The 12,889-nt window shown below is 59.6% G+C and carries 14 protein-coding genes; 12 read left to right on the top strand and 2 right to left on the bottom strand.

Annotated elements, in window-relative coordinates:
* Positions 1-3: 3 nt before the first annotated feature.
* From rplO to bfr, 10 genes are all read left to right on the top strand, one after another.
* Positions 4-438, top strand: a complete 435-nt coding sequence (gene rplO, locus AK81_RS12330) for a 50S ribosomal protein L15 (protein ID WP_003255461.1) — start codon at positions 4-6, stop codon at positions 436-438.
* Complete coding sequence (gene secY / locus AK81_RS12325) at positions 439-1,770, top strand: preprotein translocase subunit SecY (protein WP_003255459.1); 1,332 nt, start codon at positions 439-441, stop codon at positions 1,768-1,770. It abuts the gene before it with no gap.
* Between the two features lie 28 nt (positions 1,771-1,798).
* Entirely contained in the window at positions 1,799-1,915 is a 117-nt protein-coding gene (gene rpmJ / locus AK81_RS12320; protein ID WP_002555468.1) for a 50S ribosomal protein L36, read from the top strand.
* A 131-nt stretch (positions 1,916-2,046) separates the two neighbouring features.
* The gene (gene rpsM / locus AK81_RS12315) at positions 2,047-2,403 is read left to right on the top strand and encodes a 30S ribosomal protein S13 (protein ID WP_003255457.1); all 357 of its coding nucleotides are present in this window, start codon (positions 2,047-2,049) and stop codon (positions 2,401-2,403) included.
* Between the two features lie 18 nt (positions 2,404-2,421).
* Entirely contained in the window at positions 2,422-2,811 is a 390-nt protein-coding gene (gene rpsK / locus AK81_RS12310) for a 30S ribosomal protein S11 (protein WP_003255454.1), read from the top strand.
* Positions 2,812-2,826: 15 nt separating this feature from the next.
* Entirely contained in the window at positions 2,827-3,447 is a 621-nt protein-coding gene (gene rpsD / locus AK81_RS12305) for a 30S ribosomal protein S4 (protein WP_012270238.1), read from the top strand.
* Between the two features lie 22 nt (positions 3,448-3,469).
* Entirely contained in the window at positions 3,470-4,471 is a 1,002-nt protein-coding gene (locus AK81_RS12300; protein WP_003255452.1) for a DNA-directed RNA polymerase subunit alpha, read from the top strand.
* A 42-nt stretch (positions 4,472-4,513) separates the two neighbouring features.
* Positions 4,514-4,900: a 50S ribosomal protein L17 gene (rplQ, locus tag AK81_RS12295; RefSeq protein WP_003255451.1), complete on the top strand. Its 387-nt coding sequence runs from the start codon at positions 4,514-4,516 to the stop codon at positions 4,898-4,900.
* Between the two features lie 171 nt (positions 4,901-5,071).
* Positions 5,072-6,511 carry a catalase gene (locus AK81_RS12290; RefSeq protein WP_043199413.1) on the top strand — a complete coding sequence of 480 codons (1,440 nt, stop codon included), beginning with the start codon at positions 5,072-5,074 and terminating at the stop codon, positions 6,509-6,511.
* 163 nt (positions 6,512-6,674) lie between these two features.
* Positions 6,675-7,139, top strand: coding sequence for a bacterioferritin (gene bfr, locus AK81_RS12285; RefSeq protein ID WP_003257116.1), 465 nt, complete (start codon positions 6,675-6,677; stop codon positions 7,137-7,139).
* 72 nt (positions 7,140-7,211) lie between these two features.
* On the opposite strand, the gene uvrA is transcribed toward bfr, so the two are convergent.
* Positions 7,212-10,046: an excinuclease ABC subunit UvrA gene (gene uvrA / locus AK81_RS12280; RefSeq protein ID WP_043199411.1), complete on the bottom strand. Its 2,835-nt coding sequence runs from the start codon at positions 10,044-10,046 to the stop codon at positions 7,212-7,214.
* Between the two features lie 129 nt (positions 10,047-10,175).
* On the opposite strand from uvrA, the gene AK81_RS12275 reads away from it, so the two are divergent.
* Both AK81_RS12275 and AK81_RS12270 read left to right on the top strand, forming a co-directional pair.
* Positions 10,176-11,570 carry an MFS transporter gene (locus AK81_RS12275; protein ID WP_043199410.1) on the top strand — a complete coding sequence of 465 codons (1,395 nt, stop codon included), beginning with the start codon at positions 10,176-10,178 and terminating at the stop codon, positions 11,568-11,570.
* A gap of 9 nt (positions 11,571-11,579) precedes the next feature.
* Positions 11,580-12,131: a single-stranded DNA-binding protein gene (locus AK81_RS12270; RefSeq protein WP_043199409.1), complete on the top strand. Its 552-nt coding sequence runs from the start codon at positions 11,580-11,582 to the stop codon at positions 12,129-12,131.
* 69 nt (positions 12,132-12,200) lie between these two features.
* Here AK81_RS12270 and AK81_RS12265 read toward each other — a convergent pair whose 3' ends face one another.
* Positions 12,201-12,677, bottom strand: a complete 477-nt coding sequence (locus AK81_RS12265; RefSeq protein WP_081042054.1) for a GlcG/HbpS family heme-binding protein — start codon at positions 12,675-12,677, stop codon at positions 12,201-12,203.
* Positions 12,678-12,889: the final 212 nt, after the last annotated feature.

The following is a 12,889-nucleotide window of genomic DNA, read 5'->3' as shown; positions in this document are numbered from 1 at the left end:
TCGATGAAACTCAATGATCTGAGTCCAGCGCCGGGTTCCCGTCGCGAAAAACATCGTCCGGGTCGTGGTATCGGTAGCGGTCTGGGTAAGACCGGCGGCCGTGGCCACAAAGGTCAGACTTCCCGTTCGGGTGGTTCGATCGCACCGGGCTTCGAAGGCGGTCAACAGCCGCTGCACCGTCGTCTGCCGAAATTCGGCTTCGTTTCCCTGAAAGCCATGGACCGCGCAGAAGTGCGTCTGTCCGAGCTGGCCAAAGTGGAAGGCGACGTGATCTCCGTGCAATCCTTGAAGGATGCCAACGTGATCAACCAGCACATTCAGCGTGTGAAAATCATGCTGTCTGGCGAAGTTACTCGCGCAGTCACCATCAAGGGCATCGCAGCCACCAAGGGTGCGCGTGCGGCTATCGAAGCAGCTGGCGGCAAATTCGAGGAATAAATGGCTAAGCAAGGTGCTCTCTCTTCGCTCGGTAAGGGCGGGATGTCGGAACTCTGGGCTCGTCTGCGCTTTCTGTTCATGGCGATCATCGTCTATCGGATAGGTGCGCATATCCCGGTTCCCGGCATCAATCCGGACCGTCTGGCGGATCTGTTTCGGCAGAATGAGGGGACCATTCTTAGCTTGTTCAACATGTTTTCCGGTGGCGCGCTTGAGCGCATGAGCATCTTTGCACTGGGGATCATGCCGTACATTTCGGCATCGATCATCATGCAGCTGATGACGGCGGTCAGCCCGCAACTGGAGCAGTTGAAGAAGGAAGGTGAAGCTGGCCGTCGCAAGATCAGCCAGTACACCCGCTACGGCACCGTTATCCTGGCACTGGTTCAAGCCATTGGCATGTCCATTGGCCTGGCCAACCAGGGCGTGGCGTTTTCTGCGGGCCTGGGCTTCCATGTCGTTGCCGTCTCCACGTTCGTGGCAGGCGCTATGTTCATGATGTGGCTGGGCGAGCAGATCACCGAGCGCGGTGTGGGCAACGGTATCTCGATGTTGATCTTCGCAGGTATCGTTGCCGGTCTTCCGAGAGCAATCGGGCAGTCTTTCGAGTCTGCACGCACAGGCGATATCAACATTTTCGCCCTGGTCGCAATCGGTTTGCTGGCAGTAGCGATTATCGGTTTTGTGGTGTTCATTGAGCGTGGTCAGCGTCGTATCGCCGTTCACTACGCCAAGCGTCAGCAGGGCCGCAAGGTTTTTGCTGCGCAGACCAGCCACTTGCCGCTGAAGGTGAACATGGCGGGGGTTATCCCGGCCATTTTCGCGAGCAGCATTTTGCTGTTCCCGGCTTCGCTGGGTGCCTGGTTCGGTCAGTCCGAAGGTATGGGCTGGCTGCAGGACATCTCGCAGTCGATCGCTCCTGGTCAGCCGTTGAACATTCTGCTGTTTAGTGCAGGGATCATTTTCTTCTGCTTCTTCTACACAGCGTTGATGTTCAACCCGAAAGACGTAGCGGAAAACCTGAAGAAGTCCGGTGCCTTTATTCCGGGTATCCGTCCTGGTGAGCAGTCTGCGCGCTACATTGATGGCGTTCTGACTCGTTTGACCATGTTCGGTGCTCTTTACATGATGGCCGTCTGCCTTCTGCCCCAGTTCCTGGTGGTGGCAGCAAATGTGCCGTTCTACCTTGGCGGGACCTCGTTGCTGATTGTGGTAGTGGTTGTGATGGACTTCATGTCCCAAGTACAATCGCACCTCGTTTCGCACCAGTACGAATCCCTGATGAAGAAAGCCAACCTGAAAGGCTACGGCGGCAGCGGTCTGCTGCGCTGATACGCCCCTAAGGTTCGAGGAGTCGGTAATGAAAGTTCGTGCATCGGTGAAAAAGCTGTGCCGTAACTGCAAGATCATCCGTCGCGAAGGCGTCGTTCGAGTGATCTGCAGCGCAGAACCGCGTCACAAACAGCGCCAAGGCTGAGTGTGATCGTTGCTTCAAACCCAGCAGCTAGTGCGCTGCTGGGTTGATTATTCGTTTCTACAGCGATATTATCTCGCGCCCTATTTCTTGGCTTCCGGGGCGTAGGTAGCTGTCAATTGGAGTCCCACTGAATGGCCCGTATTGCAGGCGTCAACATTCCAGATAACAAGCATACTGTTATCTCGCTGACCTACATCTATGGTGTCGGTCGCACAACTGCACAGAAGATCTGTGCAGACGCTGGTGTAAACCCAGCCGCTAAGATCAAGGATCTGAGCGACGAGCAAATCGAAACCCTGCGTGGCGAAGTTGCGAAGTTCACCACCGAAGGTGACCTGCGTCGTGACATCAACATGAAGATCAAACGCTTGATGGACCTGGGTTGCTACCGCGGCCTGCGTCATCGTAAAGGTCTGCCGGTTCGCGGTCAGCGCACCAAGACCAACGCACGCACCCGTAAGGGCCCGCGTAAGCCGATCCGCAAGTAACCGCCCAGGAATATAGACATGGCAAAACCTGCTGCTCGTCCTCGTAAGAAAGTCAAAAAGACAGTGGTTGATGGCATCGCCCACATCCACGCTTCTTTCAACAACACCATCGTGACCATCACCGACCGTCAGGGCAATGCTTTGTCCTGGGCGACCTCCGGTGGTTCGGGTTTCCGTGGTTCGCGCAAATCCACTCCGTTCGCAGCCCAGATTGCTGCTGAACGTGCTGGTCAAGCTGCGCTGGAATACGGCCTGAAGAACCTCGACGTCAACGTCAAGGGTCCAGGTCCGGGTCGTGAATCCGCCGTTCGTGCACTGAACAGCTGCGGCTACAAGATCGCCAGCATCACCGACGTGACGCCAATCCCGCATAACGGGTGCCGTCCGCCGAAGAAGCGTCGCGTGTAATCAGGAGACAGAAGAATGGCACGTTACATTGGTCCAAAATGCAAACTGTCTCGTCGTGAAGGCACCGATCTGTTCCTGAAGAGCGGCGTTCGCGCTCTGGAATCGAAGTGCAACATCGAAGCAGCCCCAGGTATCCACGGCCAGCGCCGTGGCCGTCAGTCCGACTACGGTACCCAGCTGCGCGAGAAACAAAAAGTCCGTCGTATCTACGGTGTTCTGGAGCGTCAGTTCCGCGGTTACTACCAAGCTGCAGCCTCGAAAAAAGGCGCAACTGGTGAGAACCTGCTGCAACTGCTCGAGTGCCGTCTGGATAACGTCGTCTACCGTATGGGCTTCGGTTCGACTCGTTCCGAATCCCGTCAGCTGGTTTCGCACAAAGCGATCAGCGTCAACGGTAAGACTGTAAACATTCCATCCTACCAAGTTCGTCCGGGTGACGTGGTCGCGGTCCGCGAGAAGTCGCTGGCCCAGCTGCGCATTGTTCAAGCCCTTGAACTGTGCGCCCAGCGTGGCCGCGTTGAGTGGGTTGACGTGGATGCTGCTAAAAAGTCGGGCGTTTTCAAGAACGTTCCTGCTCGCAGCGACCTGTCTGCCGACATCAACGAAAACCTGATTGTCGAGCTCTACTCCAAGTAAGGGCTAGAAAATAGGTGCATCCATGCAGATTTCGGTAAATGAGTTCCTGACTCCCCGCCACATTGATGTGCAGGTAGTCAGTCCGACCCGCGCCAAGATTACGCTCGAGCCTCTCGAGCGTGGTTTCGGCCATACCCTGGGCAACGCGCTGCGCCGCATCCTGTTGTCCTCCATGCCTGGCTGTGCAGTAGTCGAGGCCGAGATCGATGGCGTACTCCACGAGTACTCCGCGATCGAAGGTGTACAGGAAGACGTAATTGAAATCCTGTTGAACCTGAAAGGCCTGGCTATCAAACTGCACGGTCGTGACGAAGTTACGCTGACCTTGTCGAAAAAGGGTTCGGGGGTGGTTACCGCTGCCGATATTCAGCTGGATCACGATGTCGAGATCGTCAACCCCGATCACGTAATCGCGAACCTGGCGTCGAATGGCGCCCTGAACATGAAGCTCACTGTAGCTCGTGGTCGCGGTTACGAGCCGGCTGACTCCCGTCAAACCGACGAAGACGAAAGCCGTAGCATTGGCCGTCTGCAGTTGGACGCTTCGTTCAGCCCGGTGCGTCGTATCGCCTATGTGGTCGAAAACGCCCGTGTTGAACAGCGTACCAACTTGGACAAGCTGGTCATTGATCTGGAAACCAACGGTACCCTGGATCCTGAAGAGGCTATCCGCCGCGCTGCGACCATCCTGCAACAGCAGCTGGCCGCGTTCGTCGACCTCAAAGGTGACAGTGAGCCCGTCGTAGTCGAGCAGGAAGACGAGATCGATCCGATCCTGCTGCGTCCGGTTGACGACCTGGAACTGACTGTACGTTCGGCCAACTGCCTCAAGGCGGAGAACATCTACTACATCGGCGACCTGATTCAGCGTACCGAAGTAGAGCTGTTGAAGACTCCTAACCTGGGCAAGAAGTCCCTGACTGAAATCAAGGACGTCCTGGCCTCTCGTGGTCTGTCTCTCGGCATGCGCCTCGACAACTGGCCGCCTGCAAGTCTTAAGAAAGACGACAAGGCGACCGCCTGATCGTCGTAATCACCGAACGTAGTGTTTGGTAAGGAATGAATCATGCGTCATCGTAAAAGTGGACGTCACCTGAGCCGTACCAGCTCTCACCGCAAGGCTATGTTCCAGAACATGGCAGTGTCGCTGATCGAGCACGAGCTGATCAAAACCACCCTGCCGAAAGCCAAGGAACTGCGCCGCGTTGCCGAGCCGCTGATCACCCTGGCCAAGGAAGACAGCGTTGCTAACCGTCGTCTGGCCTTCGACCGTACCCGTTCGAAGTCCGCTGTTGGCAAACTGTTCAACGACCTGGGCAAGCGTTACGCCACCCGTCAGGGCGGCTACCTGCGCATCCTGAAGTGCGGTTTCCGCGCTGGCGACAACGCGCCTATGGCGTACGTCGAGCTGGTTGATCGTCCTGTCGGCGGTGCTGTAGAAGCTGCTGAGTAAGACGTTCTGTCTGCTACAAAGAACCGGGCCTAGTGCCCGGTTTTTTGTGTCTGCTTATATTGTTAATTTCTATTGATACAAGTCATGTAATGAATTTGTACCGGTAACCTTGCTCGTCAATACTCTCTCCAAGCCGATTAGCCGGCGCTTGAAGATCGATAAGGAGAGCCCATGAGCAAGATTCTTACCACCGCCAGCGGTGCACCAGTAGCCGACAACCAGAACTCCCGTTCCGCCGGCCCGCGTGGCCCGCTGTTGCTCGACGACTTCCACCTGATCGAGAAGCTTGCCCATTTCAACCGCGAGAACATTCCTGAGCGCCGAGTGCACGCCAAGGGCTCGGGCGCCTACGGCACCTTTACCGTCAATCGCGATATCACCCACTACACCAGCGCCAAGCTGTTTGAGCAGATCGGCAAGCAAACAGAAACCTTCCTGCGGTTCTCCACTGTCGGCGGCGAACGTGGTTCTGCAGACACCGAGCGCGATCCGCGTGGCTTTGCCGTCAAGTTCTACACCGAGGAAGGCAACTGGGACATCGTGGGTAACAACACGCCAGTGTTCTTCATTCGCGACCCGCTGAAGTTCCCGGATTTTATCCACACCCAGAAGCGCCATCCGCAATCCAACCTGAAGAACGCCCAGATGATGTGGGACTTCTGGTCGCACTCGCCCGAGGCGCTGCACCAGGTCACCATACTGTTCTCGGACCGTGGCATTCCGGACGGCTATCGTCATATGCACGGCTTTGGCAGCCACACCTACAGCCTGATCAACGCCAAGGGTGAGCGCACCTGGGTCAAATGGCATTTCAAGACCCAGCAAGGTATCAAGAACCTCGCCCCGGCAGAGGCTGCACGCCTGGCGGGTACTGACCCGGACTACGCCCAGCGCGACCTGTTCGAAGCCATTGAACGTGGTGACTACCCGCGTTGGACCGTATGCATTCAGGTGATGAGCGAAGCCGAGGCTGCCAGCCGCGACGAGAACCCCTTCGACGTCACCAAGACCTGGTCGCAGAAGGACTATCCGCTGATCGAGGTGGGCGTGCTGGAGCTCAACCGTAACCCGCTCAACTACTTCGCCGAAGTCGAGCAGGCTGCGTTCGGGCCGAGCAACATGGTGCCAGGGGTTGGCCTGTCGCCGGACCGCATGCTGCAGGGCCGTGTATTCGCCTACGCAGACGCACACCGCTACCGTGTGGGCACCAACCACCAGCATTTGCCGGTGAATGCGCCACGCTGCGCAGTCAACAGCTACCAGCGCGACGGCTCCATGGCCACTGGCAGTTACGGCAGCGCGCCGAACTATGAGCCCAACAGCTACGCTGAGGCACCGAAGCAGTCGCCCCGTCATGCTGAGCCCGCACTGGCCCTGAATGGTTCGGCAGACCGTTACGATCACCGAGAGGACACCGACTACTTCAGCCACGCCGGCGCGTTGTTCCGCCTGATGAGCGAAGACCAGAAAGCGCTGTTGATCAGCAACATCGCCGGCACCATGGCAGGTGTCAGCGAAGACGTGATTCAGCGCCAATTGCAGTACTTCTTCAAGGCCGACCCGGCCTATGGCGAAGGGATTGCAAAGGCCTTGGGCATCAATCTGGCCTGACTCTAAGTGATAAGCAGAACCGCCCTCATTTGGGCGGTTTTTCAATGAATATCACTACTGTTTAACCGATTTTTTGCGTCTGATTGCGCGTTTTTCAGTGACCGCAGGCAAAAGCTGGTTCACACTATGTGGCATAGATGTTTTCACATGGAGAAGCAGGGCGATGCAAGGCCACCCAGACGTAATCAACTACCTCGTCACGTTGCTGAAGGGCGAACTGGCGGCACGCGACCAGTACTTCATTCATTCGCGCATGTACGAAGACTGGGGCCTGTCCAAGCTCTACGAGCGCATCAACCACGAGATGGAAGAAGAGACGCAGCACGCCGATGCCCTGATGCGTCGCATCCTCATGCTCGAAGGCACCCCTGACATGCGTGCGGACGACCTGGAAGTCGGCAGCACCGTGCCGGAAATGATCGAGGCTGACCTCAAGCTCGAGTACAAGGTGCGTGGCGCCCTGTGCAAAGGCATCGAGCTGTGCGAGCTGCACAAGGACTACATCAGCCGTGACATTCTCCGTGCGCAATTGGCGGATACCGAAGAAGATCACACCTACTGGCTGGAAAAGCAGCAAGGGCTGATCAAGGCCATCGGCCTGGAAAACTACCTGCAGTCGCAGATGTAAGTTATCCACAGACTCAAGAAAAAGCCCCTGGCACCAACGGTACCAGGGGCTTTTTCATTGCAGCGGAGACACTCAGGCCCGATCCCGCTCCAGCAGCGGTTTCAGGTAATGCCCGGTATACGACTGTTTCATCTCACACAGCTCTTCGGGTGTACCGCAGGCAATGATCTGGCCACCTTTGGAGCCACCCTCCGGCCCCAAGTCCACCAGCCAGTCGGCGGTCTTGATCACATCCAGGTTGTGCTCGATCACCACCACGGTGTTGCCGTGGTCGCGCAGGCGGTGCAGTACGTCCAGCAACTGCTGGATATCAGCAAAGTGCAGGCCGGTGGTTGGCTCATCAAGGATGTACAGGGTCTTGCCGGTATCGCGCTTGGACAGCTCGCGTGACAGCTTCACCCGCTGCGCTTCACCGCCAGACAGTGTGGTCGCCGACTGGCCCAGCTTGATGTACGACAGCCCCACATCCATCAGCGTTTGCAGCTTGCGCGCCAGCGCCGGTACGGCGTCGAAGAACTCGCGGGCATCCTCGATGGTCATTTCCAGCACCTCGTGGATGTTCTTGCCCTTGTACTTGATTTCCAGGGTTTCGCGGTTGTAGCGCTTGCTCTTGCACACGTCGCACGGCACATAGATGTCTGGCAGGAAGTGCATCTCCACCTTGATCAGGCCGTCGCCCTGGCAAGCCTCGCAGCGGCCGCCCTTGACGTTGAACGAGAAGCGCCCCGGCCCGTAGCCGCGTGAGCGCGATTCCGGCACGCCGGAGAACAGCTCGCGGATCGGCGTGAAGATGCCGGTGTAGGTCGCCGGGTTCGAGCGCGGGGTGCGGCCGATCGGGCTCTGGTCGATATCCACCACCTTGTCCAGGTGCTGCAAGCCGTCCATGCTGCTGTGCGGGGCCGCTTCCAGGGTGCTTGCACCATTGAGGGCAGTGGCTGCCAGCGGGAACAGGGTGTTGTTGATCAGCGTCGACTTGCCCGAGCCGGAGACCCCGGTCACACAGGTCAGCAGGCCGATCGGGACTTCCAGGTCGACGTTCTGCAGGTTGTTGCCGCGCGCGCCCTTGAGCTTGAGCTGCAGCTTCTTGTTGCGCGGTGTGCGTTTGGCCGGCACGACGATCTTCTTGCGCCCGGACAGGTACTTGCCGGTCAACGAGTCGGGGTGGTCCATGACCTCCTGTGGCGTGCCCTCGGCGACGATCTGGCCGCCGTGCACCCCGGCACCCGGGCCAATGTCGACCACGTAGTCGGCCAGGCGAATGGCGTCCTCGTCATGTTCCACCACGATCACCGTGTTACCCAGGTCGCGCAGGTGGTTGAGGGTAGCCAGCAGGCGGTCGTTGTCGCGCTGATGAAGGCCGATGGACGGTTCATCGAGGATGTACATCACCCCGACCAGGCCGGCGCCGATCTGGCTGGCCAGGCGGATACGCTGCGCTTCGCCACCGGACAGGGTATCGGCGCTGCGGTCGAGGGTGAGGTAGTCGAGGCCGACGTTGACCAGGAACTGCAGGCGTTCGCAGATTTCCTTGAGGATCTTCGATGCAATCTCGCCGCGGCGGCCGGTGAGGGTCAGTTCGCCGAAGTAGTTGCTGGCTTCACCGATCGGCAGGTTGGTCACTGCCGGCAGGGTCTTTTCGCCAACCCATACATGCCGCGCCTCGCGGCGCAGGCGGGTACCGCGGCAATCCGGGCAGGGCTGGGTGCCGAGGAACTTGGCCAGCTCTTCGCGCACGGTGGCCGATTCGGTCTCGCGGTAGCGGCGCTCCAGGTTCGGCACGATGCCTTCGAACGGGTGCGAGCGCTTGACGATGTCGCCACGGTCGTTGAGGTACTTGAAGTCGACAGTCTGTTTGCCACTGCCTTGCAGGATGACCTTCTGGTGATCGGCCGACAGCTCGCCGAACGGTTCTTCCAGGCTGAAGCCGTAATGCGCGGCCAGCGAGCCAAGCATCTGGAAGTAGTACACGTTGCGCCGGTCCCAGCCGCGGATCGCGCCTTCGGCCAAGGTGAGCTCGGCATTGACCAGGCGCTTGGTGTCGAAGAACTGTTTGACCCCCAGGCCATCACAGGTCGGGCAGGCGCCAGCCGGGTTGTTGAAGGAGAACAGCTTCGGTTCCAGCTCGCTGATCGCATGGCCGCACACCGGGCAGGCGAAGCGCGCGGAGAAAATCATCTCTTCGCCTTGCTCGTCGTCCATTGGCGCTACCAGGGCGATGCCGTCAGCCAGCTTGAGTGCGGTCTCGAACGATTCGGCCAGGCGCTGCTGCAGGTCGGTGCGGACCTTGAAGCGGTCTACCACCACATCGATGCTGTGCTTCTTCTGCTTGTCCAGCTTTGGCAGTTCATCAAGCTCGTAGAGCTTGCCGTTTACCCGGGCCCGCACGAAGCCTTGGGCGCGCAGTTCGTCGAACACCGCCAGGTGCTCACCCTTGCGCTCGCGCACCACCGGTGCCAGCAGCATCAACTTGCTGCCTTCCGGGCGCTCCAGCACCAGGTCGACCATCTGGCTGATCGTTTGCGCCTCCAGCGGGATATCGTGGTCCGGGCAGCGTGGCGTGCCGACGCGGGCATACAGCAGGCGCAGGTAGTCGTAGATTTCGGTAATGGTGCCAACCGTGGAGCGTGGGTTGTGCGAGGTCGATTTCTGCTCGATGGAAATCGCCGGTGACAGGCCTTCGATGGTGTCGACGTCGGGCTTTTCCATCATCGACAGGAACTGCCGGGCGTAGGCCGACAGCGACTCCACGTAGCGGCGCTGGCCTTCGGCGTACAAGGTATCGAACGCCAGGGACGACTTGCCGGAACCGGACAGGCCGGTGATCACGATCAGCTTGTCCCGGGGCAGGGTCAGGTCGATGTTCTTCAGGTTGTGGGTACGTGCCCCACGAATCAGGATCTTGTCCACTGCGGCCTCGCTCGGCGGGCATAAACAAGGAAGTATACGGCGCGCTGCCAGTACGCGGCAAAGCGTCGCGTAGATGCCGTCAAGCTGTCGGACTGATAGAATCGCCGCCGGTTCACACGAGGTTATTCCATGCACGACACCCACAACGAGCGCATGAGTGGCGGCGAAACCCGCGCCGCTGGCGGCCTTGCCCTGGTCTTTGCCTTTCGTATGCTGGGCATGTTCATGGTCTTGCCGGTACTGGCCACCTACGGCATGGACCTGGCCGGCGCCACACCCGCGCTGATCGGCCTGGCCATTGGCGCCTATGGCCTGACCCAGGCGTTCCTGCAAATCCCGTTCGGGATGATATCCGACCGTATCGGCCGGCGCCCGGTCATCTACGTGGGGCTGGTGATCTTTGCCCTGGGCAGTGTGCTGGCGGCCCAGGCCGACTCCATCTGGGGGGTGATCGCCGGGCGTATCCTGCAGGGCGCCGGGGCGATTTCTGCCGCAGTCATGGCGCTGCTGTCCGACCTCACCCGCGAGCAACACCGGACCAAGGCCATGGCCATGATCGGCATGAGCATCGGCCTGTCGTTCGCTGTCGCCATGGTCGTCGGCCCATTGCTGACAAGTGCCTTCGGTTTGTCAGGATTGTTCCTGGCCACGGCGGGTCTTGCCCTGGTCGGCATCCTGTTGGTCGCGTTTGTCGTGCCCAACTCGCACAGCATCCTGCAGCACCGCGAGTCGGGCGTGGCGCGCCAGGCCATCGGCCCGACCCTGCGCCACCCGGACCTTCTGCGCCTGGACGTGGGCATTTTCGTTCTGCACGCCATTCTCATGGCCAGCTTCGTCGCATTGCCCCTGGCCTTCGTCGACCGTGGGGGGCTGCCAAAGGAGCAACACTGGTGGGTGTACCTGACCGCGTTGTTCATCTCATTTTTTGCAATGGTCCCGTTCATCATCTATGGCGAGAAAAAGCGCAAGATGAAACGTGTGCTGGCCGGAGCGGTCAGTGTGTTGTTGCTGGTCGAGGTGTTCTTCTGGCAGTGGGCTGACGGTTTGCGCGGACTGGTGATCGGCACCGTGGTATTCTTTACCGCATTCAACCTGCTGGAGGCTTCGCTGCCTTCGCTGGTCAGCAAGGTGTCGCCTGCCGGTGGCAAGGGGACGGCAATGGGGGTTTATTCCACCAGCCAGTTCCTTGGCGCTGCTCTGGGAGGAATCCTTGGTGGCTGGTTGTTCCAGCACGGCGGGCTGAACATGGTGTTCCTCGGTTGCGCGGTACTGTGTGCCATCTGGCTGGTCGTCGCGTTGCGCATGAACGAGCCGCCCTATGTGACCAGCCTGCGCATGCCGCTGACGCCAGAGGCAGTCCGGGAAGCCGGCCTGACCGAGCGCCTGATGGCCGTGCCGGGTGTGACCGACGCGGTTGTGGTAGCTGAAGAAGCCGCCATCTATATCAAACTGGATACGAAAATTTTGGACCGTACGACCCTCGAGCGCCTGGTGAACCCGGCCTCTTCGGCGTGCGAAGCCTAGGAGAACGTTATGGCCCGTGGGGTTAACAAAGTCATTCTGGTCGGCACCTGTGGCCAGGATCCCGAAGTCCGCTACCTGCCCAACGGTAACGCCGTGACCAACCTGAGCCTGGCCACCAGCGAGCAGTGGACCGACAAGCAGTCGGGCCAGAAGGTCGAGCGTACCGAGTGGCACCGTGTGTCGCTGTTCGGCAAGGTTGCCGAAATTGCCGGCGAGTACCTGCGCAAGGGTTCGCAGGTGTACATCGAAGGCAAGCTGCAGACCCGCGAGTGGGAAAAAGACGGCATCAAGCGCTACACCACCGAGATCATCGTCGACATCAACGGCACCATGCAGCTGCTCGGCGGCCGTCCTCAGGGCCAGCAGCAAGGCGGTGACCCGTACAACCAGGCTGGCGGCAACTTCAACCAAGGTGGCGGCCAGCAGCAACAGTACAACCAGGCCCCGCCTCGTCAGCAGGCCCAGCGCCCGCAACAGGCCCCTCAGCGCCCAGCGCCGCAGCAGCCTGCGCCGCAGCCGGCCGCTGACTTTGACAGCTTCGATGACGATATTCCGTTCTGATCAGAGCGGGTAAGCGTCTAGCTGGACAAGAAACCCAGGGCAGTTGCCCTGGGTTTTTTTTGCGCGATTTCAGGCATCTCCATCCAGCGCCGCCTGGGCAAATTGCGCATCCAGTTCTGGCGTAGCGCCGCTGATACCAATACCGCCGATATGCTCACCGTTCGCATCCCTGATCGGCAGGCCACCACCCAGCAGCGTGAACCCGGGCAGGGATGCGTACGGGTTTGCCGGGAGCGAGGCACTTCGTTCTGCGAGAGAACTGGACGCTAGCGGGAAGCGGGCGGAGGTCGAGGCTTTGAGCTGCGCCACCTTGATGCTGCCGCTGCTGGTGCCGTCCATGCGGTGGAAGTGTTTCAGGTTGCCATGGTTGTCGACGATGCTGATGACGATGGCATGCCCCTGGGCGCGGGCTGCGCGCTCGGCGGCGGCGGCCATTGTGCGAGCGGCTTCGGCGGTGATAGGGGTGGGAGCGTCTGCTGCCAGTGAGTTTGCGGCGAAAAACACAGAGCACAAGAAAAGGCTGACACGGCCGGCGGTCGAATTCATGCGAGCTTTACCCCTGAGGACTGTTCGGCCGGGCAACCTAGCAAGAGGTTGTCGCTCATGGATGTAGTCCATTTCCGAAACTGATGTCGGATGAGGGTGGGGCGCTGCTGGCTCCGTCTCCGCCAACCCTGACCCAAGTCATCGCACCTTCCTGATTCTTGACTAGTCTTATCCATTGGCGGCCGTCAAAACCGTCACCGTGACTACCAAGA

This window comes from Pseudomonas putida W15Oct28 (assembly GCF_000708715.2).
GTDB lineage: Bacteria > Pseudomonadota > Gammaproteobacteria > Pseudomonadales > Pseudomonadaceae > Aquipseudomonas > Aquipseudomonas putida_R.
Note: the sequence above shows the minus strand (reverse complement) of the source record. Positions and strands in the feature narration are given on the sequence as shown.